The 21,239-nt window shown below is 72.8% G+C and carries 25 protein-coding genes; 22 read left to right on the top strand and 3 right to left on the bottom strand.

What is annotated here, in order from left to right; all coding sequences use genetic code 11:
- Together JAN01S_RS07335 and JAN01S_RS07330 are read right to left on the bottom strand one after the other, a co-directional pair.
- Window positions 1-688: FAD-binding oxidoreductase (locus JAN01S_RS07335; RefSeq protein WP_157075646.1), on the bottom strand; the 688-nt coding region annotated here is incomplete at its 3' end.
- Window positions 689-690: 2 nt separating this feature from the next.
- Window positions 691-1,527, bottom strand: coding sequence for a DUF3109 family protein (locus JAN01S_RS07330; protein WP_068315936.1), 837 nt, complete (start codon window positions 1,525-1,527; stop codon window positions 691-693).
- Between the two features lie 61 nt (window positions 1,528-1,588).
- On the opposite strand from JAN01S_RS07330, the gene JAN01S_RS07325 reads away from it, so the two are divergent.
- The 10 genes from JAN01S_RS07325 to JAN01S_RS07280 all read left to right on the top strand — a co-directional run bounded on the left by JAN01S_RS07325 (window position 1,589) and on the right by JAN01S_RS07280 (window position 9,387).
- Window positions 1,589-2,515: a Ppx/GppA family phosphatase gene (locus JAN01S_RS07325; protein ID WP_068315910.1), complete on the top strand. Its 927-nt coding sequence runs from the start codon at window positions 1,589-1,591 to the stop codon at window positions 2,513-2,515.
- Between the two features lie 68 nt (window positions 2,516-2,583).
- On the top strand, window positions 2,584-3,384 hold the full coding sequence (locus JAN01S_RS07320; protein WP_068315907.1) for a sugar phosphate isomerase/epimerase family protein: 801 nt from the start codon (window positions 2,584-2,586) through the stop codon (window positions 3,382-3,384).
- Window positions 3,384-3,968, top strand: coding sequence for a TetR/AcrR family transcriptional regulator (locus tag JAN01S_RS07315; RefSeq protein ID WP_068315905.1), 585 nt, complete (start codon window positions 3,384-3,386; stop codon window positions 3,966-3,968). Before JAN01S_RS07320 ends, JAN01S_RS07315 begins: the two co-directional genes overlap by 1 nt.
- Window positions 3,969-4,163: 195 nt before the next feature.
- Complete coding sequence (locus tag JAN01S_RS07310; protein ID WP_068315903.1) at window positions 4,164-4,886, top strand: ABC transporter ATP-binding protein; 723 nt, start codon at window positions 4,164-4,166, stop codon at window positions 4,884-4,886.
- Window positions 4,883-5,617 (top strand): ABC transporter permease, encoded by a 735-nt coding sequence (locus JAN01S_RS07305; RefSeq protein WP_068315901.1) that lies wholly within the window; start codon window positions 4,883-4,885, stop codon window positions 5,615-5,617. Before JAN01S_RS07310 ends, JAN01S_RS07305 begins: the two co-directional genes overlap by 4 nt.
- Window positions 5,618-5,661: 44 nt before the next feature.
- On the top strand, window positions 5,662-6,582 hold the full coding sequence (locus tag JAN01S_RS07300) for a diacylglycerol/lipid kinase family protein (RefSeq protein WP_068315898.1): 921 nt from the start codon (window positions 5,662-5,664) through the stop codon (window positions 6,580-6,582).
- Complete coding sequence (locus JAN01S_RS07295; RefSeq protein WP_068315895.1) at window positions 6,579-7,523, top strand: proline dehydrogenase family protein; 945 nt, start codon at window positions 6,579-6,581, stop codon at window positions 7,521-7,523. Before JAN01S_RS07300 ends, JAN01S_RS07295 begins: the two co-directional genes overlap by 4 nt.
- A 29-nt stretch (window positions 7,524-7,552) precedes the next feature.
- Entirely contained in the window at window positions 7,553-8,338 is a 786-nt protein-coding gene (gene proC / locus JAN01S_RS07290; protein WP_068315890.1) for a pyrroline-5-carboxylate reductase, read from the top strand.
- Window positions 8,338-8,826 (top strand): GNAT family N-acetyltransferase, encoded by a 489-nt coding sequence (locus JAN01S_RS07285; RefSeq protein WP_157075645.1) that lies wholly within the window; start codon window positions 8,338-8,340, stop codon window positions 8,824-8,826. Before proC ends, JAN01S_RS07285 begins: the two co-directional genes overlap by 1 nt.
- Window positions 8,827-8,868: 42 nt before the next feature.
- Window positions 8,869-9,387: a GNAT family N-acetyltransferase gene (locus JAN01S_RS07280; protein ID WP_068315884.1), complete on the top strand. Its 519-nt coding sequence runs from the start codon at window positions 8,869-8,871 to the stop codon at window positions 9,385-9,387.
- A 115-nt stretch (window positions 9,388-9,502) separates the two neighbouring features.
- Here JAN01S_RS07280 and JAN01S_RS07275 read toward each other — a convergent pair whose 3' ends face one another.
- A complete protein-coding gene (locus JAN01S_RS07275; RefSeq protein WP_068315933.1) occupies window positions 9,503-10,162 on the bottom strand; it encodes a potassium channel family protein in 660 nt (219 codons plus the stop codon).
- A gap of 71 nt (window positions 10,163-10,233) precedes the next feature.
- On the opposite strand from JAN01S_RS07275, the gene JAN01S_RS07270 reads away from it, so the two are divergent.
- The 12 genes from JAN01S_RS07270 (at window position 10,234) to JAN01S_RS07220 (ending at window position 21,235) form a co-directional block, all read left to right on the top strand.
- A complete protein-coding gene (locus JAN01S_RS07270) occupies window positions 10,234-11,424 on the top strand; it encodes an acetoin utilization protein AcuC (RefSeq protein ID WP_068315881.1) in 1,191 nt (396 codons plus the stop codon).
- 170 nt (window positions 11,425-11,594) lie between these two features.
- Window positions 11,595-11,792: a helix-turn-helix domain-containing protein gene (locus JAN01S_RS07265; RefSeq protein WP_068315878.1), complete on the top strand. Its 198-nt coding sequence runs from the start codon at window positions 11,595-11,597 to the stop codon at window positions 11,790-11,792.
- Window positions 11,793-11,952: 160 nt separating this feature from the next.
- Complete coding sequence (locus JAN01S_RS16600) at window positions 11,953-12,051, top strand: 30S ribosomal protein bS22 (RefSeq protein ID WP_003792170.1); 99 nt, start codon at window positions 11,953-11,955, stop codon at window positions 12,049-12,051.
- 172 nt (window positions 12,052-12,223) lie between these two features.
- Window positions 12,224-13,276, top strand: coding sequence for an NAD-dependent epimerase/dehydratase family protein (locus JAN01S_RS07260; RefSeq protein ID WP_084360087.1), 1,053 nt, complete (start codon window positions 12,224-12,226; stop codon window positions 13,274-13,276).
- Window positions 13,276-14,838: a lysophospholipid acyltransferase family protein gene (locus JAN01S_RS07255; protein ID WP_084360086.1), complete on the top strand. Its 1,563-nt coding sequence runs from the start codon at window positions 13,276-13,278 to the stop codon at window positions 14,836-14,838. The genes JAN01S_RS07260 and JAN01S_RS07255 overlap by 1 nt, the downstream gene beginning before the upstream one ends.
- Before the next feature lie 8 nt (window positions 14,839-14,846).
- Window positions 14,847-15,095 carry a glutaredoxin family protein gene (locus JAN01S_RS07250; RefSeq protein WP_306305658.1) on the top strand — a complete coding sequence of 83 codons (249 nt, stop codon included), beginning with the start codon at window positions 14,847-14,849 and terminating at the stop codon, window positions 15,093-15,095.
- A gap of 124 nt (window positions 15,096-15,219) precedes the next feature.
- Window positions 15,220-15,900, top strand: coding sequence for a redox-sensing transcriptional repressor Rex (locus JAN01S_RS07245; protein WP_068315874.1), 681 nt, complete (start codon window positions 15,220-15,222; stop codon window positions 15,898-15,900).
- Window positions 15,897-17,171, top strand: a complete 1,275-nt coding sequence (locus JAN01S_RS07240) for a glutamyl-tRNA reductase (protein ID WP_068315871.1) — start codon at window positions 15,897-15,899, stop codon at window positions 17,169-17,171. Before JAN01S_RS07245 ends, JAN01S_RS07240 begins: the two co-directional genes overlap by 4 nt.
- A complete protein-coding gene (gene hemC / locus JAN01S_RS07235; protein WP_068315868.1) occupies window positions 17,168-18,127 on the top strand; it encodes a hydroxymethylbilane synthase in 960 nt (319 codons plus the stop codon). The genes JAN01S_RS07240 and hemC overlap by 4 nt, the downstream gene beginning before the upstream one ends.
- Entirely contained in the window at window positions 18,124-19,758 is a 1,635-nt protein-coding gene (locus tag JAN01S_RS07230; RefSeq protein ID WP_068315865.1) for a bifunctional uroporphyrinogen-III C-methyltransferase/uroporphyrinogen-III synthase, read from the top strand. Before hemC ends, JAN01S_RS07230 begins: the two co-directional genes overlap by 4 nt.
- Entirely contained in the window at window positions 19,755-20,759 is a 1,005-nt protein-coding gene (hemB, locus tag JAN01S_RS07225) for a porphobilinogen synthase (protein WP_068315862.1), read from the top strand. The genes JAN01S_RS07230 and hemB overlap by 4 nt, the downstream gene beginning before the upstream one ends.
- Complete coding sequence (locus JAN01S_RS07220) at window positions 20,756-21,235, top strand: MarR family winged helix-turn-helix transcriptional regulator (protein WP_068315859.1); 480 nt, start codon at window positions 20,756-20,758, stop codon at window positions 21,233-21,235. The genes hemB and JAN01S_RS07220 overlap by 4 nt, the downstream gene beginning before the upstream one ends.
- Window positions 21,236-21,239 lie beyond the last annotated feature (4 nt).

The following is a 21,239-nucleotide window of genomic DNA, read 5'->3' as shown; positions in this document are numbered from 1 at the left end:
CCACGGCCGTGAGCGGCTCGGGCAGCGCGGGCACGAGCCGCAGGGTCACCTCGACGACCACGCCCAGCGTGCCCTCCGACCCGACGAAGAGACCGCGCAGGTCGAGCCCGGCGACCCCCTTCGTCGTGGTCGTGCCGATCGTCGTGAGCGTGCCGTCCGCGAGGACCACCCGCAGCTGCCGCACGTAGTCGCGGGTCACGCCGTACTTGACGCAGCACAGGCCGCCGGCGTTGGTCGCGACGTTGCCACCGATCGACGAGATCGCCACGGATCCCGGGTCGGGCGGGTAGGACAGGCCGTGCGGTGCGAGCGCGTCCTTGAGGTCCTGGTTGATGATCCCCGGCTCGACGGTCACCGTCCGTTCGGCCGCGTCGATCTCGAGCACGCGCGTCATCCGCTCCAGGTTGAGCAGGATGCAGCCGGGCACGGCGTTGGCTCCGCCCGACAGCCCGGTCCGGGTGCCCTGCGGCACGACCGGGACGTGGTGGCGGGTCGCGAAGCGCATCGTCTCCTGCACGTCCGCCACCGAGCGGGCCCGCACGAGGGCGACCGCGCCGTCCGCCGGGCACCACAGCGCCTGGTCGCGGGAGTGGGCGTCGAGCACGTCCGGGTCGGTGACGAGGACGCCGTCGCCGAGCGCGGCGCCGAGCTCGGCGCGTACCACCTCGACGGGGACGAAGGGGGACATCGTCACCACTCCTTGGCGGCGAGGGTCGCGGGGTGGACGAGCAGCGGCAGCAGGCGCCGGCCGGAGGGCGAAGGGCGGGACCCTCCCGTCGTCGTCGTGGCGGCGGCCACGAGCGCCAGGTGGGCCTCGCAGCGCTCGGCGAGCTCCGCGTACCCGGCGTCACCCATGAGCTCGATGAGCCCGGCGCGCTCGGTGACGTAGACGGGGTCGGCCGCGACGTGCGCGTCGGGACTGCCCGAGCAGTACCAGTCCAGGTCGTGCCCGCCCGACCCCCAGCCGCGGCGGTCGTACTCGCCGATGCTGACCTCGAGGTAGCTGCTGTCGTCGGGCAGCTCGACGGTGCGGTAGGTGCGCCGGATCGGCAGCTGCCAGCACACGTCGGGCTTGACCGTGTGCGGCTCGACCCCGGTGAGGACCGCGTGCTGGTGCAGGGCGCAGCCGGCGCCGGCGGGGAAGCCCGGGCGGTTCAAGAAGATGCAGGCGCCGTCGACGACCTTCGTCTTGAGCTCGCCGTCCTCCTTCTCCGTCCACGCCGACTTGCGGGTGGAGCCGGGGTGCAGCTCCCACTCGTCCTCGCCGAGCTCCTCGGCCACGGCCTTGACCCGCGCGATGTCGTCCTTGTCGGTGAAGTGCGCCCCGAGGACGCAGCACCCGAAGTCGGGCTTGTCCGCGTCGATGCCGTGGCAGCCCGAGCCGAAGACGCAGGTCCACGACGAGGTGAGCCAGGTCAGGTCGCAGCGGAAGCGCTGCCCCTCCTGCGCCGGGTCCTCGAACTCGACCCAGGTCCGGGCCGCCGTCAGGTCGGTCTCGCCGGGGTGCTGCGGGGCGTCATCGGTCACGGTCGTCACCCTATGCGCCCGTGCTGCGTCGATCGAGGCCCACGCCGTCTACTGTTGCCCCGTGCGCCTTGGTGTCATCGATATCGGTTCCAACACCGTCCATCTGCTCATCGTCGACGCCCACCACGGTGCGGCGCCCATCCCTGCGACCTCGCACAAGATCCTGCTGCGCCTGTCCGAGCACGTCGACGACGACGGCTGCATCGACGACCAGGGTGCGGCCGACCTGTCCCGCTTCGTCGCAGAGTGCCTCGAGGTCGCGGAGAACCAGGGCGCCGAGGAGATCCTCGCCTTCGCCACCAGTGCCGTGCGCGAGGCGCCCAACGGGGACGAGGTGCTCGCCCGGGTGCGCGCCGAGACCGGCGTCGACCTGCAGGTGCTGAGCGGTGAGGACGAGGCACGCCTGACCTTCCTCGCCGCTCGTCGCTGGGCCGGCTGGTCGGCGGGCAAGCTGCTCGTCATCGACATCGGCGGCGGCTCGCTGGAGCTGACCCTCGGCGACGACGAGGACCCCGACATCGCCAAGTCCCTGCTGCTCGGTGCCGGCCGCACCACCCGCGAGCTGCTGCCCGGCGACCCGCCGACCGCCGCGGAGATCAAGGCGGCCCGGCGGCACGTGCGCGCCACGCTCGCCAAGGAGATCCGCCCCTACGCCAAGGCGAGCTCGCCCGACACCGTGCTCGGCACGAGCAAGACGATGCGTTCGCTGGCCCGCATCGCCGGCGCGGCGCCGAGCGGCGACGGCCCCTACGTCGAGCGCCGCCTGCGCCGGGCCGACGTCACCGCGACGATCGCGCGGATCACGCCGATGACCGCGGCCGAGCGGGTCCAGCTGCCGGGCGTCTCCTCCTCGCGAGCCCACCAGATGCTCGCCGGTGGCATCGTCGCCGAGGCCGCGATGGACCTGCTCGGTGTCGAGGAGCTGACGATCTGCCCCTGGGCGCTGCGCGAGGGCGTGCTCCTGCGTTATCTCGACCTGATGTCCTGACGGCCGCGGTCCCGAGCCCCGGCGGCGCACCCGAGGAGGGGCCACGCCACGGGGCTACGCTCGAGGACATGCCCGATCCAACCCGTCACGTGCCGGTGGCGCTGTCCACCGCATCGGTCTATCCCGAGGGCGCGGCCGCTGCCTTCGAGACCGCGGCCCGCCTCGGCTACGACGGCGTCGAGATCATGGTGTGGACCGACCCGATCTCGCAAAGCGCGGGCGCCCTGCGCGCGCTCGCCGACCACCACGGCCTCGACATCGTCTCCATCCACGCGCCGACCCTGCTGCTCACCCAGCGCGTCATGGGGCCGGACCCGTGGGGCAAGGTCGATGGCTCGATCGAGCTGGCGCAGGAGGTGGGGGCGCCGACGGTCGTGCTGCATCCCCCCTTCCGCTGGCAACGCGAGTACGCCCGAGGGTTCGCCGACGGCGTCGCCGAGCGCGAGCACGACAGCGGCATCGTGCTGGCGGTGGAGAACATGTTCCCCTGGGCCGCCCGCGGCCGGCAGGTGCAGGCCTACCTGCCGCACTGGGACCCGGTGCCGCAGCCCTACGACAACGTGACGATCGACCTGTCGCACACCGCGACCGCGCGCAGCGACGCGATGCAGATGGTGCAGGACCTGGGGGACCGGCTCGCCCACATCCACCTGGCCGACGGGCTGCTCACGACGCTCAAGGACGACCACCTCGTCCCCGGTCGCGGGACCCAGCCGTGCGCCGAGGTGCTCGCGCACGTCGCCTCGAGCGGCTTCGCCGGCTCCGTGGTGCTCGAGGTCGGCACGCGGCGCCGTCCGCGGGAGCGCGAGGACGACCTGCGCGAGTCGTTGGAGTTCGCCCGGCGCCACCTGGGCCAGGCCGAGGCCTGATGTCCCCGCGAGGGCGCCGGCCGGGGGAGGGCGACACCCGCCGCGAGATCGTCACGGCGGCGCGCGCCCTCTTCGCCTCCCAGGGCTACGACGGCACGTCGATGCGCGCGGTCGCCCGTGAGGCCGGGGTCGACCCGGCGCTCGTGCACCACTACTTCGAGGGCAAGCCGGGCCTCTTCGCCGAGGTCGTCGGGGTGCCGCCGGGCATCGAGGAGGAGATCCTCGCCGCTGTGGACGGGCCGCGGTCGAGCGCGGGGGAGCGGATCGTGCGCACCTTCCTCTCCGTGTGGGACCACCCGGAGGGTCGCGTCCGCTTCCAGGCGATGGTCGGGGCCGTGGCGACCCACGCGGAGGCGGCCCGGCTGCTGCAGGACTTCGTCTTGCGCACCGTCTTCGCCCGCATCGCCGAGCTCTACGCCGACGAAGGGCAGATCAGTGACCTCGCCATCGCCGCCGTGGGCGCGCAGGTCGTCGGCATGGGCATGCTGCGTTACGTGGTCGGGCTGCCGAGCATGGTGGCGGCCGAACCCGAGGAGATCGTCGCGACGGTCGGCCCCGCCGTCCAGCGCCTGCTCGACCCCTGATCCGCGCATCTCCCCGGGCAAATGCGCGTGGGGGCGCGCATCTCCCCGGGCAAATGCGCGTGGGGGCGCGCATTTGCCCGGGCGGCTGCGCGTGGGGCGCGCATTTGCCCGGGCGGCTGCGCGGTGGGTGACCGTTCGGCGCACGAGGACGAAGGGGGATTGCCCCGCCGGATCCACGGGAGGACAATTCATCACATGGTGAATTCGGCGATCGAGATCAGCGGGCTGCGGGTGACGCGCGGGGGCCGCCTCGTCCTGCCCGGCCTGGACCTGCAGGTCCCGACGGGCCAGGTCGTCGGGCTGCTGGGCCCGAGCGGTGGTGGCAAGTCCACCGTGATGCGCGCGATCGTCGGTGTGCAGCAGATTGACGACGGTCGCATCGAGGTCCTGGGGCGACCGGCAGGGCACCCGGCCCTGCGCCGCAGCGTCGGCTACGTCACCCAGTCGCCGAGCGTCTACGGAGACCTGACGGTGGGCGAGAACGTCGCGCACTTCGCCCGTCTGCTCGGCGTGGCCGCCCCCGGGGCCGCCGCGCGTGAGGCCATCGAGCGGGTCGACCTCACGAGCCACGCGCAGGCGCGGGCCGATGCGCTGTCCGGCGGGCAGCGCAGCCGAGCCAGCCTCGCGGCCGCGCTCGTCGGAGCGCCGGAGCTGCTCGTCCTCGACGAGCCGACGGTCGGCCTGGACCCGGTGCTGCGCCGGGACCTGTGGGACCTGTTTCGCCGGCTCGCCGGCGACGGCGTGACCCTGCTCGTCTCCAGCCACGTCATGGACGAGGCCTCCCGGTGCGACCGGCTCGTGCTGCTGCGCGAAGGGGAGGTCCTCGCCGACGAGACGCCGGCCGAGCTCCTGCGTCGCACCGGAGCGCCCGACGCGGAGAGTGCCTTCCTCGCCCTCGTGGACGGAGCGGCGGCATGAACCCGCGCCTGACCGCCGTCACCGCGGCCCGGGTGCTGCGGCAGGTGACACGCGACCACCGCACCCTCGCCCTGATGCTCGTCGTGCCAATGGTCCTCATGGGGCTGCTCGCGTGGATCTACGTCGACGGTGTCCTCTTCGAACGGGTCGGACCCACCCTGCTCACGGTCTTCCCCTTCGTCGTCATGTTCGTCGTCACGAGCGTCGCGACCCTGCGCGAGCGCACGAGCGGCACCCTCGAGCGGTTGCTCACGACCCCGCTCGGCAAGGCCGACCTCGTGCTGGGGTACGCGCTCGCCTTCGGCCTGCTCGCCGTGGTGCAGGGTGCCCTCGTCACGGCGGTCTCGGTGTGGCTGCTCGGGCTGGAGACGGCCGCGACACCCGCCTGGCTCGTGCTCGTCGTCGTCGCGAGCGGTGTGCTCGGCACCGCGCTGGGACTGCTCGCCTCGGCCTTCGCCGCCACCGAGTTCCAAGCGGTCCAGCTCATGCCCGCGACCGTGCTGCCGCAGTTCCTCCTGTGCGGCCTGCTCGTGCCGCGCGAGCAGCTGCCCCGTGCGCTCGAGCTCGTCTCCGACGTGCTGCCGCTGTCCTATGTCGTCGACGCCGCGACCGCCGTCGCCCGGCAGCCGGACCCCGGTGGCGACCTCACGACCCCGGTGCTCGTCATCGTCGGCTGGATCGTGCTGGCACTCTTCCTCGGCAGCCTCACGCTGCGTCGACGCACCCCCTGACCCGCACGCCCGTCCCGCCGGTCCCCGCGCCGTAGGCTGACGCCGTGAGACGACTGCTCCTCATCACCAATGCCTCCGCCGGCACCTCCGACCGCCGGAGCCGCGACGCCGCCTTGGACGTCCTGCGCGAGGAGGCCGAGGTCGAGGTCGTCGAGACCGAGTCGATCGACGACCTCACCGACGCGATCGCGGGCCGGGACGGGCGCGAGGTCGTCATCGCCGGTGGCGACGGGTCGCTCAATGCGTTCGCCACCGCGCTGTGCCGCACCGGGACCCTCGGCGAGGACCCGCCGACCGTGGGGCTGCTGCCGATGGGCACGGGCAACGACTTCGCCCGCTCGGTCGGTCTGCCCACCGACCCCGCGCAGGCGGCCCGGATCGTGCTGTCCAGCCCGCTGCGCCCTGTGGACCTGCTCATCGACGACGACGACCGGCTCGTGGCCAACGCCGTGCACATCGGTGTGGGCGAGGAGGCAGGCCGCATCGCCGCCCCGTGGAAGGAGCGCCTCGGCAAGGTCTGTCTCGGGGTCCTCGGCTACGCCATCGGCGGCATCGCGGCCGGATTCGGCCAGCAGGGCCGCCACCTCGAGGTCGTCGCCGACGACGAGGTCGTGAGCGACGGCAGCCGGAGGGTGCTGCAGGTCGCGATCACCATCGGCACGAGCGTGGGCGGCGGGACCGAGATCGCGCCGGACGCCCGGCCGGGGGACGGGCTGGCCGAGGTCGTCGTCTCCTATGCCGTGGCGCCGATGCGCCGCGCCCGGTACGCCCTCCACCTGGGGTCGGGCACGCACACCCGGCTCGACGACGTCGTCACGACGCGGGCGCGCACGGTCACGGTGCGGGGCGTCAACCACGACGTGGCGGCGAACGCCGACGGCGAGGAGCTCGAGCCGGCGCGCGAGCGGACGTGGCGAGTCGTCCCCGGGGCCTACCGCCTGCACGCACCGGAGGAGACCGCATGAGCGCCTTGAGCGCCGACCGCTTGCGCACCCGGGTCCTCGACGCGCTCTTCGAGCCGGAGCGACGTGACCTGCTCACCCGCTCCACGGTCCTCGCGGCGGCCCGGTCACGCTTCGTCGCCGGGGAGACCGTCGACGAGGCCGTCGCCACCGCCGCCTGGCTGCGTCGCACCAACCGTCTGGCTGCGCTGCACCCCCTGCTGCCCGAGGCGACCGACACCGCGGGTGTGGAGGCCTGCGTCGAGGAGGCCGTCACCGCGATCGAGCGCGTCGCGCCCGTGACCTCCGGCGGCGACTACCACTCCGAGATCTACCTCGCGCCCGAGCACCTCGCCCTCGGTACCGACCCCGAGCAGGCCGCCGATGCCCTCCACCGCATCTGCGTGGCCGGGGACGAGCACCGGGTCGACGTGACCCTGCGCTCCGGTCCCCACGCCGACACCGACGCCCTGCTCGACCTGGTGCGGCGGGTCCGCCCGGACCACCCGCGCCTCACGACCTCGCTCGTCGCCCGGCGCCACCGCAGCGAGGCGGACGCCCTGACCCTGGCCGCCGACGGCGCCCGGGTGCGGCTCGTGCGTGGCGGTACGGGCGAGCCCCGGGCGATCGCGTGGCAGGACCAGCACGAGGTCGACCTGGCCTTCGCCCGGTGCCTGGCCACCCTGCTCGGCAGCGGCGTCCACGCCGTCGTCGCCACCCACGAACCGCTGCTCCTCGACCTCGCCGACGGTCTCGCCGACCAGTCCGGCCGTGGCCCGGAGGGCCTCGAGTACCAGTTCTTCCTCGGCGCCGACCCCGACCTGCAGCTACGCACCGCCGACGCCGGCCACCGGGTGCGCGTGCTCGTGCCCTACGGTCCGATGTGGCTCGAGCACCTCCACGACCTGGCCCGCCGCCCCTCCGGCCTGCGGCGGCTCGTCGAGACGCTCACCGGCCGGGCCTGACCACTCCCACCCCACGAGCAGGAGCAGACATGACGACCGCGATCTACGGAGTCGGCGCGATGGGCAGCGCCATCCTCGAGGCGCTCACCGCCGACGGCTCGGGCGACGTGCTCGCCGTCGAGGGCAGCCAGGAGCTGGCCGAGCGAGTGCGTGAGCGCTATGGCGACCGCGGCGTCGAGGTCGTCGACGCCACCACCGCGGCCACCCGCGCAGATGTCCACCTCGTCGTCGTCAAGCCCTACTCCGTGCCCGCGCTGCTCGAGCAGCTGGCTCCCTCCCTTCGTCCGGGCTCGATCGTGCTCTGCCTGGCCCTCGGCGTCTCCCTCGCCGACCTCGCGGCCGCACTGCCCGAGGGCGTCGCCGCGATCCGCGGGATGCCCAACACACCGGCGCGCGTGGGGCAGGGGATGACCGTGCTCAGCCCGGCCGACGACGTGACCGACGAGCAGCTCCAGCGGGTCCGCGACCTGCTCGCCCCGACCGGGGGCACCCTCGTCCTGCCCGAGTCGCAGCAGGGGGTGGCGACCGCGCTCTCGGGGTCGGCGCCGGCGTACTTCTACCTCGTCGTCGAGGCGCTCATCGACGCCGGGGTCGCGCGCGGGCTCACCCGGGCCGATGCCCTCGCACTCGCCTCCCAGGCCGCCCGCGGAGCCGGCGCCATGCTCGTCGAGACCGGTGAGGAGGCGGCCCTGCTGCGGGCCGCGGTCACCTCTCCCGGCGGCTCCACTGCCGTCGCGCTCGCCGAGCTCGAGGCCCACGGCGTGCGGCACGCCTTCGCCCGGGCCGTCGAGGCGTGCACCGAGCGGGCCGGCTGATGCCCGACTGGTCGGTCCACCGGGTCGCGGCCGACGACTGGCGGCGCTACCGCGCCGTCCGACTGGCCATGCTCCTCGACGAGCCGGGCGCCTACGGCAGCAGCTTCCAGCGGGAGGTCGCCTTCGACGAGGCCACCTGGCGCGACCGCCTCGGGAACCCGGTCCTCGTGGCCGAGCGCGAGGACGGCCTGCCGCTCGGAGCGGCGACGCTCTACACCGCTGCCCCCGACGCCGTCCCGGAGATCGTCGCGATGTGGGTCGCCGGTCACGCCCGCGGCGAGGGCATCGCCGACGCCCTCGTGGAGGCCGCCGTCGAGCAGGCGGCACGGGTGGGCGCGGAGGTGGTGCACCTGCACGTCATGCTCGACAATCCGCGGGCCGTCGCGTTCTACCGACGCCTCGGGTTCGCCTTCGACGGGAGCCACGGGGACATCGACGGCTGTGACCGGATGGTCCGAAGGGTGGGCGGACGGGTGAACAATCGATGACCCACCACCACCTTGGGCCGTCCGGGATGAGAGAGTGATGCCATGAGTGAGATCACCGTGCGTGCACTGACCGAGGACGAGTGGGAGACCTACCGCACCCTTCGGCTGGAAGCGCTGCAGGAATCTCCCGACGCCTTCGTCGCCGACCACGACACCGAGGCCGCCGAGCCCGAGGAGTTCTGGCGGGCGCGGATGGGTCGGAGTGACCGGCTCGTCGCCGAGTCCGGTGGTGAGGGCGTCGGCGTCGTGAGCATCGGTGCCGCCGAGGGCAACCGCCCCGAGACCGCCGGACAGCTCTTCGGCCTGTGGGTCCGCCCGGACTGGCGTGGCCGCAGCGTCGCCGCCAGCCTGGTGCGCGAGAGCGCCCGCATCGCCGAGGGCAAGGGCCTGACGCAGCTCTTCTACTGGGTCGGCTCGGACAACGGCCGCGCCGTCGCCTTCGCCTCGAGCTTCGGCTTCCGCCCCACCGACGACCGTCGTCCCATGCGCGTCAACAACGGCAACGGCGACGACGAGCAGGAGATCGCCCTCGTCCTCGCCCTCGGCGAGGACCGCGGCTGACCCGAGCCCACGACCAGCGCGCCGCGCCCCCCTTCGCTCGAAGGGGGGCGCGGCGCTGTCGTACCGGCTCGCGGCAGGCCGCGTGACCGCGCAGGCGCCCGGGGAGATGCGCGGGTCAGGGGCGGGCGGCCATCCGCTCGATGAGGGTCGTGGGGCCGCTGACGATGATCAGGTCCCCGTTGCGCACCTTGGTCTCCGGGCGGGCATAGGTGAAGTCCTGGCCCGGGGACTTCACCCCGACGACGGTGACGCCGTACTTGCTGCGGATCGCCGACTGCTCGAGGGTGAAACCGACCGCCTCCTGCGGCGGCGTCATCTTGACGATCGCGAAGCCGTCATCGAACTCGATGTAGTCCATCAGGCGGCTGCCGATGAGGTGCGCCAGGCGCTTGCCGGACTCGATCTCGGGGGAGAGGACGTGGTGGATCCCGATGCGGTTGAGGATCCGGGCGTGCTCGGGGCTGACCGCCTTGGCCCAGACCTTCGGCGCCTCGCCGTCGATGAGGTTGACCGCGGCGAGGACGCTGGCCTCGATCGAGGAGCCGATCGCCAGGACGCTCGCGGAGAACGCGTGCGGCTTCAGCTCCTCCATCGTCGCCACCGAGGTGGCATCGCCCTGGACGATGCGGCCCACGCGCCCGAGGTAGGTCTCGGCGAGCGAGGGGTCGAGCTCGAGCGCGGTCACCCGGTTGCCCAGGCGGTGCAGCTCGGTGGCCACGGCGCCGCCGAAACGGCCGAGGCCGAGGACGAGGACGTCCTCGTTGTGCAGACGCATGCGCGGCACGCGGTCCTCCGATCGTCGGGTGAGTCGTGGAAGACGACACTAGCCGGGGTAGCGTCTGGATCATGAGCACACGGACGTGCGCCATCTGGGGCGAGGAGTTCACGCGGTACGACTTCGGGGCCGGACATCCGATGTCACCCGTGCGGCTCGACCTCACGGCACGCCTGTGCCGCGAGCTCGGGGTCTTCGACGACGTGGACGTCGTCGACGTCGAACCCGCCCCCGACGAGCTCCTCCTGCGCGTCCACGACCCCGACTACGTCGCCGGCGTGCGCGCGATCTCCGCCGACCCCGCCTCCGCCGACGGCCGGTGGGGGATCGGCACCGACGACGTGCCCGGGTTCGCCGGGATCCACGAGTCCAGCGCCCGGATCGTCGCCGGCACCGTCGAGGCCGCCCGGCGGGTGTGGTCCGGCGAGGCCATGCACGGGGTCAACTTCACCGGCGGCATGCACCACGCCATGCGCGACCGGGCCGCGGGCTTCTGCATCTACAACGACATCGCCGCCGCCATCGCCTGGCTGCTCGACCAGGGCGTCGAGCGGATCGCCTACATCGACGTCGACGTGCACCACGGCGACGGTGTGCAGGAGATCTTCTACGACGACCCGCGCGTGCTCACCGTCTCGATCCACGAGTCCGGACGCACCCTCTTCCCGGGCACCGGGTGGCCGGCCGACACCGGCGGGCCGGGTGCCGAGGGCACCGCCGTCAACGTCGCGCTGCCCCCGGGCGTGACCGATGGGCCGTGGCTGCGGGCGATCACGTCCGTCGCCGGCCCGATCGTGCGCGCCTTCGAGCCGCAGGTGCTCATCACGCAGCACGGCTGCGACACGCACAAGGAGGACCCGCTGGCGCACATGGCGCTGTCCCTCGACGCGCAACGGCAGGCGGCGGTCGACCTGCACCGGCTCGCGCACGAGGTCTGCGACGGACGGTGGGTGGCCGTCGGGGGAGGGGGCTACGACGTCACGGGTGCCGTGCCGCGTGCCTGGACGCACCTGACCGCCATCGCCGCGCACCGGCCCTTGTCCGCCGCCACCGAGATCCCGGCGGCCTGGCGCGAGCACGTCGAACTGGTCTCCGGCCAGCCCGGACCCGAGCGCATGGGCGACCTGCCCCAGAGCGAGTTGCCCATCTGGGTGCAACCGTGGGCCATGGGCCACAACCCGCACAGCGGTGTCGATCGCGCCATCATGGCCACCCGCCAAGCGGTCTTCCCGCTGCACGGTCTCGACGTCTGGTTCGACTGAATCGCGCGGACTCGAGGGGTCGGTATCGGCGTGTCGGGTGGACTCGGCCGCGAAATTCGTCCTCTCGTCTTCACAGTCGTCACATCTGCCCCTATGGTGGTCACCTGCAGGGCTCGTCCCAGGACGCCGACACCGGTCGGCGGCACGCCCCTGCGGATATCGAGGTGATCATGTCCAACGACCGACTGGGTGAGGTGCGCTTCCTCACCGTGGCTGAGGTCGCGTCGATCATGCGCGTGTCCAAGATGACGGTCTACCGCATGGTCCACAACGGCGACCTGCCGGCCGTGCGCGTCGGTCGTAGCTTCCGCGTCCCGGAGGACGCGGTCCACACCTACCTCGAGACCTCGTTCGTCGAGACGGCCTGAGTCCCTGACGAGCAGCCGGACGGGGGTCGTGCACGGGGCACTCCCCGTCAGCGGATAGACTCTGTCGCCTGACTCGGACTCGGTGGTGCCTGCGGCCGCAGGACCGGCATCGCTCGAGCCACCACCGGCAAGCACTGATCACGACACGAAGGACATCCGCATGGGTTCTGTCATCAAGAAGCGTCGCAAGCGCATGGCGAAGAAGAAGCACCGCAAGTTGCTGCGCAAGACGCGCCACCAGCGTCGCAACAAGAAGTGACCTCACGAAGGGGGTCCGACCGCGAGATCGCGGTCGGACCCCCTTCGTCGTCCCCGCGTGATTCCTGTCTCTCATCGACCACGAGAGACCCCGCGCCACCCGCAGCGGGCGCGCGAGACTAGGCTCGGCGCAAGCCGTGATCAGTGACCTCGACGTCCAGGAAGGACCTGCCGTGCCAGAGACAGTCCTCGTCGCCGGCGTCTCGCGCCACCTCGGCGGCGCCTTCGTGCGTCGCCTGAGCCGAGACGAGTCCATCGGCCGGATCATCGGCGTCGACGTCGTCCCGCCGCGCCACGGCATCGGCCGCGCCGAATTCATGCGTGCCGACATCCGCAGCCCGCTCATCGGACGGATCATCGCGGGCAACGACGTCGACACGGTCGTGCACATGGGCGTCATCGCCACCCCGCGCGCCGGTGGCGGCCGGGCCACGCAAAAAGAGGTCAACGTCATCGGCACGATGCAGCTCCTGGCGGCCTGCCAGCGGGCGGAGTCGGTGACCCGGCTCGTCGTGAAGTCCACGGCCGGCGTCTACGGGTCCAGCCCGCGTGACCCGGCCATGTTCACCGAGGACATGTCGGCGCAGAAGATGCCGAGCTCGGGTTGGGCGCGTGACAGCGTCGAGGTCGAGGGATACGTCCGGGGTCTGTCACGTCGGCGGCCGGACATCGAGATCACGACACTGCGGTTCGCCAATGTCATCGGGCCGCGGATCCGCACCGCCTTCACCGACCACTTCAGCCTGCCGGTCATCCCCATCCCGCTCGGGTACGACGCCCGGCTGCAGTTCGTCCACGAGGACGACTGCGTCGGCGCCCTGGCGCAGGCCCTCACGGTGCCCGGTCTCGGCGCGGTCAACGTGGCCGGCGAGGGCATCATCACGGCGAGCCAGGCGGCGAACATCGCCGGACGGCCCTACGTCCTCGTGCCACGCATGACGACCTCCGGCATCGCCGACCTTGCCAAGCGCTTCGGCCTGATCGACATCGGGTCCGACCAGCTGGACATGTTGAGCTTCGGTCGCGGGCTCGACACCACCCGCATGCGTGATGCGCTCGGCTTCGAGCCGGCCTACACCACGCGTGCCGCCTATGAGGACTTCGCCCGCGCGACCAAGGGGCGCGTCCTCGACCGTCTGCCCTTCGCCCAGCCCGGCTGGTCGGCCGTGCAGGCCGCCCAGGCCGCGATGCGGGCCGTGACGCCGACCACCGAGAGCGAGAAGTGATGGCCGACAGCACCCGGGCCTCCGGACCGAAGAAGACCACGGCCTCCGCGGCTCCCGCGAAGAAGGCGGCCGCCGCGAAGAAGGCCACCACCGCGAAGAAGGCGGCCACCGCGAAGAAGGCGGCCACCGCGAAGGCCGCCCCCAAGAAGACCACCCGCAGCGCGACGGCGAAGAAGGCCGCCGCGAAGAAGAGCCCGGCCACCACGGCCGCGGCCAAGGCCCCCGCCACCAAGGCGACGGCGAAGAGGGCCGCCGCCAAGAAGTCGACGGTCCGCCCGAGCAGCGTCTCGGCCGCAGCCGACCGCGCGGGCGGCGAGCGGGCACGGCGCCGGAGCACCCCCCTTCTCACGGGTCCCTCCGCGCAGGTGAAGGCGAGTGCGGCGCCCGCCTCCCGGACCCAGGGCAAGGCGCCCGCCACCCGTCGCACGACGACGCGCAAGCCCAACCTCACCGTCGTGCCAGGACCGGACGGCACGCCCCCCACGGCCCAGCGCACGACGTCGACCCCGAGCACCGCCCGGCGCCGCCCACCGGCGCGCCGCAGCACGGTGTCGGACCGGCCGGCGGCAGCGAGTCGGCCCGCCCCGACCCCGGCGACGTCGGGCACGCCCGACTCCGGGCAGGCGCTCGTCCCGGGGCTGGCGGAGATGCTCTCCGTGCTGCTGTCCGCGGGGCAGCTGACCTCCCGGACCCTCGGTCAGGCGGCCGGTGCCGCCGCGGGCGACACCTGGGAGCGCCGTTTCGCCGAGACGTTGCACTTCCTGCAGCGCCGGGTCAAGGGTGACTACGCCGTCGACGACTTCGGCTTCGACGAGGACTTCACGATCCACACCGTCTTCCCGGTGCTGCGCCTGCTCAAGGACCACTGGTTCCGGATCGAGGTGCGCGGGATCGAGAACATCCCGGCCGAGGGCGGCGCGCTGCTCGTGTCCAACCACTCCGGCACGATCGCGATCGACTCGGTCATGACCCAGCTGGCGATCCACGACGCGCACCCGCAGGGCCGCTTCCTGCGGATGCTCGGTGCCGACCTCGTCTTCCAGCTGCCGGTCGTCGGGGACTTCGCCCGCAAGACCGGGGCCACCCTGGCCTCCAACGCCGACGCCGAGCGGCTGCTGCGCCAGGGCGAGCTCGTCGGGGTGTGGCCCGAGGGGTTCAAGGGCGTCGGCAAGCCCTTCCGCGAGCGGTACAAGCTGCAGCGCTTCGGCCGGGGCGGCTTCGTCTCCGCGGCCGTGCGCTCCGAGGTCCCGATCATCCCGTGCTCGGTCGTCGGGGCCGAGGAGGTCTACCCGATGATCGGCAACATGAAGACGGTGGCCCGGCTCGTCGGCGCCCCCTATGCGCCGATCACCCCGTTCTTCCCGCTGCTCGGTCCGTTGGGGCTCGTGCCGCTGCCGAGCAAGTGGATCATCGAGTTCGGCGAGCCGGTCGACACCGCGTCCCTGGGCCCGTCGGCGGCCGATGACCCGATGCTCGTCTTCGAGGTGACCGACCAGGTGCGCGAGACGATCCAGCAGACGCTGTACTCCGTGCTCGTCACCCGGCGCTCGGTCTTCTTCTAGGAGCGGTCGTGTCCGACCTGCCCGACACCCGCGTCGTGATGATCGGTCGCGACGGTTGTCACCTGTGCGACGTGGCGCGCGAGGTCATCGAGCGCGTCGTCGGCGAGACCGGCGACAGCTTCGCCGAGGTGGACATCGACGCCGACCCGGCGCTGGCGCGCTGGACCGACGAGGTGCCGGTCACCTTCGTCGACGGCCGCCAGCACGACTACTGGCGGGTGGACGAAGGGCGCTTGCGCGCGGCTCTCGAGGGCTGAACGTCCGGCGGTGTCCGCGGACCGTCGCGACTTTGTGCATTTGTTCACAAGAGCGTAATCTCGTGGGAGTTCGGTCGTCAGGAGGCGCTCGCCCCTCGACCGGGAGAGGAGCCCGAGCCCAGCCGTGTCCGTCGATCAGGCCGCCAAGCGCGACATCCCCGACGCGACGGTTGCCCGGCTCCCCGGATACCTGCGGGCCCTCGGCCAGCTCACCGCCCAGGACGTCCTCTCGGTCTCCTCGGAGGAGCTCGCGCACAGCGCCGGGGTCAGCTCGGCGAAGCTGCGCAAGGACCTCAGCCACCTCGGGTCCTACGGTGTGCGCGGCGTCGGCTACGACGTGGCCCACCTGACCTACCAGATCTCCCGCGCCCTCGGGCTGACCCACGACTGGCCGGTCGTCATCGTCGGGATGGGCAACCTGGGCCGCGCGCTCGCCTCCTACGGCGGCTTCGCGACCAAGGGCTTCAAGGTCGTCGCCCTGCTCGACCGCGACCCCCAGCTCGTCGGCGTCCAGGTCGACGAGCTGACGATCCAGCCGATGGCCGCGCTGACCTCGCTCGTCACGCCCGGGGAGGCGTGCATCGGCGTCATCGCCACCCCGCCCGCGTCCGCCCAGGAGGTGGCCGACCTGCTCGTCACCGCGGGCGTGAGCTCGATCCTCAATTTCGCCGCGACCGCGATCCAGGTCCCCGAAGGGGTCCACATGCGCAAGGTCGACCTGTCCACGGAGCTGCAGATCCTCGCCTTCCACGAGCAGCAGCGCTCCGGAACCGTTCCCGAGGACCTCTTGGAGGGTGCCGGATGAGCCTGCTCGCCTTCGGCCTGAACCACCGTCGCGCCCCGATCTCCGTCCTCGAGCGGGCGGCGCTCGACGAGGGCAGCCTGTCCCGGATCATCGCGGCCGCCTCGGCCAGCCCCGACATCACCGAGCACCTCGTCGTCGCGACGTGCAACCGCACCGAGGTCTACGCCGAGGTCAGCGCCTTCCACGGTGCCGTCGCCGACCTCACCGAGGCGCTCACGAGCGCCACCGAGATCACCCACGACGACCTCAAGGCGCACCTGGACCTGCACTACGGGGACGCCGCGGTCGCCCACGTCTTCAACGTCGCCGCCGGGCTCGACTCCATGGCGGTGGGCGAGGCCCAGATCCTCGGCCAGCTGCGCGACGCCCTCGGGCGCGGCCAGAGCGACGGCCACGTCGGCAGCAAGCTCAACTCCCTCGTCCAGCAGGCGCTGCGCACCGGCAAGCGGGTGCACTCCGAGACCGCGATCGACGAGGTCTCGCGTTCCCTCGTCGGTGCCGGGCTCGATGCCGCCGAGCAGCACGTCGGGCCGCTCGCCGACGTGCACGTCCTCGTCGTCGGTGCCGGGGCCATGAGTGCCCTCGCCGCGACCAGCTCCATCCGCCGCGGCGTCGCCGAGCTGACCGTGGTCAACCGCACGCACGAGCGCGGGGCCGCCCTCGCGGAGCGGCTCGGTGGCCGGGCCCGCCCGACGCACGAGCTCGCGGAGGCCCTCGCCGAGGCCGACGTCGTCATCTCCTGCACCGGCTCGACCGGTCTGGCGATCGCCCTGCCCGACGCGGCCGATGCCCAGGTCGCCCGGGCCGGTCGTCGGCAGGCCTACATCGACCTCGCCCTGCCGCACGACGTCGCCCACGAGGTCGCGGACCTCAGCGGCGTCACCCGCCTCGGCCTCGCCGAGCTCGGCGACCTGCTTGGGACCGCAGGCGCGGTGCCCGAGGTCGAGCAGGCGCGCCAGATCGTCGGCGACGCCGTCACCAAGCACCTCGGGCAGCGGGCCGCGAGCATCGCCGGACCGACCGTCCGGGCACTGCGCAGCGCCGCCCAGCAGGTCGTCGAGCGGGAGCTGGAGCGACTCGGCCAGCGCACCCCCGACATGGCCGACGGCGACCGCGCCGAGGTCGAGCTCGCCGTGCACCGCATCGTCGAGAAGCTGCTCCACGCGCCCACCGTCCGTGCCAAGGAGCTGGCGATCGACGGTCGCTTCGGCGAGTACGAGGACGCGCTGCACCAGCTCTTCGACCTGCACGCCGAAGGGGGTGCCCGATGACCTCCCTTCGTCTGGGGACACGTCGCTCGATGCTGGCCATGACCCAGTCCGGCCACGTCGCCGACGCGCTGCGCGCGGCCGGCCACGAGGTCGAGCTCGTCGAGATCGTCACCGAGGGCGACACCAACCGCGCCTCGCTCGCGAGCATGGGCGGCACCGGGGTCTTCGCCACGGCGCTGCGCGACGCGCTGCTCGCCGGCGAGATCGACCTGGCCGTCCACTCGCTCAAGGACCTGCCGACCGCGCCCGCACCCGGTCTGGCCATCGCCGCCATCCCCGCGCGGGTCGACCCGCGCGATGCGCTCTGCGCGCGCGACGGACTCACCCTCGGCGAGCTCGGTGAGGGCTCCGTCGTCGGCACCGGCTCCCCGCGCCGGCGCGCCCAGCTCGCCGCCCTCGGGCTCGGGCTGCAGTTCCGCGACATCCGCGGCAACCTCGGCACCCGACTGGCCATGGTCGGCCCCGGCGAGGAGCAGCTCGACGCCATCGTCCTCGCCTCCGCGGGACTGACCCGGGCCGGGCTGCTCGAGCACGTCACCGAGCACCTCGAGCCGATCCAGATGCTGCCCGCCCCCGGCCAGGGAGCCCTGGCCGTCGAGTGCCGCGAGGACGACGAGGAGGTGCTGGCCGCCCTTCGTCCGATCGACCACGCCGACACCCGGGCGGCGGTCACCGCCGAGCGCGCCGTCCTGGCCGAGCTCGAGGCGGGATGCGCCGCCCCCGTCGGCGCCCTCGCCGAGATCGTCGAGGACGTCGACGGTCCGGTGATCTCCCTGCGAGCCGTCGTCGCCGCGACCGACGGCTCGGGGGACCTGCGCCGGTCCGTCACCGGCCCGGTGGTCGAGGCGGAGGACCTCGGCCGTCGCCTCGCCCGCATCCTCGTCGCCGACGGCGCCACCGACCTCGCCGATCTGCAAGCCACCCACCCAACGACCGCTTCGGAGCAAGTCACGTGACCCCCCAGCGTTCCGCCACCCCCACCGCCACCCGCCGACCGGCGCGCGTCGCCTTCGTCGGCGCGGGGCCCGGTGACGTCTCCCTCATGACCGTCGCCGCCGTCGAGCTGCTCGCTCGCGCGGACGCGGTCATCACCGACCAGCTGACCAACGAGGACCTCGTCGCCTCGATGACCGGCACGGACGTCGAGGTCGTCGACGCCAGCCACGGCGAGCACGGCCAGCAGCTGACGCACGCCATGCGCGCCAAGCTCGTCGTGCGCACGGCCAAGGCGCACAAGGGTGGACTCGTCGTGCGCCTCATGGACGGTGACCCCGCGACCTTCAACGGCCTGGCCGAGGAGGCGCAGGCCCTGGTCAAGGCGGACATCGACTTCGACATCGTGCCCGGCGTCTCCGCGGTGAGCGCCGTGCCGACCTACGCCGGGGTGCCGCTCACCTCGCGCTCGACCGGTGCCCTGCACGTCGTGAGCGTCTCCGGGGCCAAGCGCGCCGACCTGTCGGGCTCGGTCGCCGACGACGTCACGCTCGTGCTGCTCGGCCTGCCCGAGCACCTTGGTCGTGCCTTCGGTGACCTGCTGGCAGCCGGCCGGGCCGCCGACACCCCCGTCGCCCTCACCCGCGGCGGCACCACGACGCACCAGAGCACCCGGCAGACCACGCTCGAGGAGGCCGCCGAGGCCGTCGCCGGTCTCGAGGTGCCCACGCTCGCGGTCGTCGGCCAGACCGTCGGCATGCGCGCCGACCTCTCGTGGTTCGAGACCAAGCCGCTCTACGGCTGGCGGGTGCTCATCCCGCGCACCAAGGACCAAGCCGGTCCGATGACCAAGCAGCTGCTCGGGCACGGCGCCACCAGCGAGGTCGTCCCGACGATCAGCGTCGAGCCGCCCCGCACCCCCCAGGCAGTCGAGCGTGCCGTGCGCGGTCTGGTCACCGGTCGGTACCAGTGGATCGGCTTCACCTCGGTCAACGCGGTCAAGGCCATCCGGGAGAAGTTCCAGGAGTTCGGTCTCGACGCTCGCGCGTTCTCCGGGCTGAAGATCGCCGCCGTCGGCGGCGTCACCGCCGATGCGCTGCGCGACTGGGGCCTGGAGCCCGACCTAGTGCCCACCGGCGAGATGTCGGCCAAGGGCCTGCTCGAGGAGTGGCCGCCCTACGACGAGGTGCTCGACCCCATCGACCGCGTCTTCCTGCCGCGTGCGGACATCGCGACCGACACCCTCGTCGCGGGTCTGCAGGACATGGGCTGGCAGGTCGACGACGTGACCGCCTACCGCACCGTGCGGGCCACGCCGCCGCCGGCGCCGGTGCGCGACGCCATCAAGCAGGGCGCCTTCGACGCCGTCGTCTTCACCTCCTCCTCGACCGTGCGCAACCTCGTCGGCATCGCCGGCAAGCCGCACCCCGCGACGGTCATCGCCTGCATCGGCCCGGCGACGGTCAAGACGGCCGAGGAGGCCGGCCTGCGCGTCGACGTCATGGCGCCCGAGGCGACCGGTGAGAGCCTCGTCGAGGCTCTGGCGACCCACGGGCGTGAGCTTGCCGCCGCAGCCATCGAGGCCGGCGAAGAGGTCACGCGCCCGAGCGAGCGTCGCAAGAAGTCGTCGAGCCGACGCAAGGCGAAGGGGTGAGCCCGGCCGGGACCCGCCCGGTCGGCCCCGTCGTCCGGCCGCGCCGGCTGCGGGGGAGCATCCCCCTTCGCCGTCTCGTCGCGCAGACGCGGCTGCACCCTGCCGACCTCGTCCTGCCGGTCTTCGTACGGGAGGGCATCGACGCGCCCGTCGAGATCTCCTCGATGCCCGGCGTCGTGCAGCACACCCTCGAGTCGCTGGTGGACGAGGCGCGCGCCTGCGTCGACGTCGGCATCGGCGGGATCATGCTCTTCGGCGTGCCGGAGGCCAAGGATGCGCGCGGCTCCGGAGCCGACGACCCCCAGGGCATCCTCAACATCGCCACGCGCGCGGTCGTCGAGGCCGTGGGGGACCGCCTGGTCGTCATGACCGACCTGTGCCTCGACGAGTTCACCGACCACGGTCACTGCGGGGTGCTCACGACCACCCTCGACGGGCACAGCGTCGTCGACAACGACGCGACCCTCGAGCGCTACGCCGACATGGCCCTCGCGCAGGCCGCTGCCGGATCCCACGTGCTCGGCCTGTCCGGGATGATGGACGGCCAGGTGGCCCACGTGCGGGCAGCCCTCGACGAGGCCGGGTACGTCGACACCCTCGTGCTCGCCTACGCCGCGAAGTACACCTCCGCGCTCTACGGCCCCTTCCGCGAGGCCGTGCAGTCGTCGCTGAGCGGGGACCGCGCGACCTACCAGCAGGACCCGGCCAACGCGACCGAGGCGCTGCGCGAGATCGAACTCGACCTCGCCGAGGGCGCCGACATCATCATGGTCAAGCCCGCACAGCCGCACCTCGACGTCGTGGCCGCGGCCGCGGACGTCTCGCCGGTGCCCGTCGCCGCGTACCAGATCTCGGGGGAGTACTCCCAGATCGTCGCGGCCGCGGAGCGCGGCTGGATCGACCGTGACGCCGCCGTCCTCGAGTCGTTGCTGCACATCAAGCGGGCCGGGGCCCAGATCGTGCTCACCTACTTCGCGCTCGAGATCGCGGAGCGGCTGTGAGCGGGACACGCTGGCTGGACCAGCACGAGCAGGAGCACTGGCGGGCCTACCTGCGGGGTTCACGGCTGCTCGAGCGGGCCCTCGCCGAGGACCTCGCCCCGATGAACGTCCAGCTGACCGAGTACGAGCTGCTCTCGATGCTCTCCGAGTCGCCCGGGCAGCGCACCCGCATGTCGCGCCTGGCCGACGACATCATCCAGTCGCGCTCCCGGGTGACGCACACCGCCGCCCGCCTCGAGAAGCGCGGCTGGGTCGAGCGCTGCCGATCCCTGGACGACGGGCGTGGCGTGGAGATCTCGCTGACCGACGCCGGGCGCGCCGCCATCGCGGACCTCGCCGCGGTGCACGTGGAGTCGGTGCGTCGCCACCTCGTCGACGCGCTCACCCCCGAGCAGTTCGCGGCCCTCGGCGACGCCATGGCCGCCCTGCGCGACCAGATGGCACCGCAGCACCACGAGATCGGGCTCGACGACTAGGTGG

This window comes from Janibacter anophelis NBRC 107843 (assembly GCF_001570945.1).
Classification (GTDB): domain Bacteria; phylum Actinomycetota; class Actinomycetes; order Actinomycetales; family Dermatophilaceae; genus Janibacter; species Janibacter anophelis.
This window is presented reverse-complemented; position numbering and strand designations above follow the sequence as displayed.

Bases quoted from the DNA above. Each gene is read 5' to 3' on its own strand.
- JAN01S_RS07320 (WP_068315907.1), top strand. From the start codon at position 2,584: ATGCCCGATCCAACCCGTCACGTGCCGGTGGCGCTGTCCACCGCATCG.
- JAN01S_RS07315 (WP_068315905.1), top strand. From the start codon at position 3,384: ATGTCCCCGCGAGGGCGCCGGCCGGGGGAGGGCGACACCCGCCGCGAG.
- JAN01S_RS07310 (WP_068315903.1), top strand. From the start codon at position 4,164: ATGGTGAATTCGGCGATCGAGATCAGCGGGCTGCGGGTGACGCGCGGG.
- JAN01S_RS07305 (WP_068315901.1), top strand. From the start codon at position 4,883: ATGAACCCGCGCCTGACCGCCGTCACCGCGGCCCGGGTGCTGCGGCAG.
- JAN01S_RS07295 (WP_068315895.1), top strand. From the start codon at position 6,579: ATGAGCGCCTTGAGCGCCGACCGCTTGCGCACCCGGGTCCTCGACGCG.
- proC (WP_068315890.1), top strand. From the start codon at position 7,553: ATGACGACCGCGATCTACGGAGTCGGCGCGATGGGCAGCGCCATCCTC.
- JAN01S_RS07285 (WP_157075645.1), top strand. From the start codon at position 8,338: ATGCCCGACTGGTCGGTCCACCGGGTCGCGGCCGACGACTGGCGGCGC.
- JAN01S_RS07280 (WP_068315884.1), top strand. From the start codon at position 8,869: ATGAGTGAGATCACCGTGCGTGCACTGACCGAGGACGAGTGGGAGACC.
- JAN01S_RS07275 (WP_068315933.1), bottom strand. From the start codon at position 10,162: ATGCGTCTGCACAACGAGGACGTCCTCGTCCTCGGCCTCGGCCGTTTC.
- JAN01S_RS07270 (WP_068315881.1), top strand. From the start codon at position 10,234: ATGAGCACACGGACGTGCGCCATCTGGGGCGAGGAGTTCACGCGGTAC.
- JAN01S_RS07265 (WP_068315878.1), top strand. From the start codon at position 11,595: ATGTCCAACGACCGACTGGGTGAGGTGCGCTTCCTCACCGTGGCTGAG.
- JAN01S_RS16600 (WP_003792170.1), top strand. From the start codon at position 11,953: ATGGGTTCTGTCATCAAGAAGCGTCGCAAGCGCATGGCGAAGAAGAAG.
- JAN01S_RS07255 (WP_084360086.1), top strand. From the start codon at position 13,276: ATGGCCGACAGCACCCGGGCCTCCGGACCGAAGAAGACCACGGCCTCC.
- JAN01S_RS07240 (WP_068315871.1), top strand. From the start codon at position 15,897: ATGAGCCTGCTCGCCTTCGGCCTGAACCACCGTCGCGCCCCGATCTCC.
- hemC (WP_068315868.1), top strand. From the start codon at position 17,168: ATGACCTCCCTTCGTCTGGGGACACGTCGCTCGATGCTGGCCATGACC.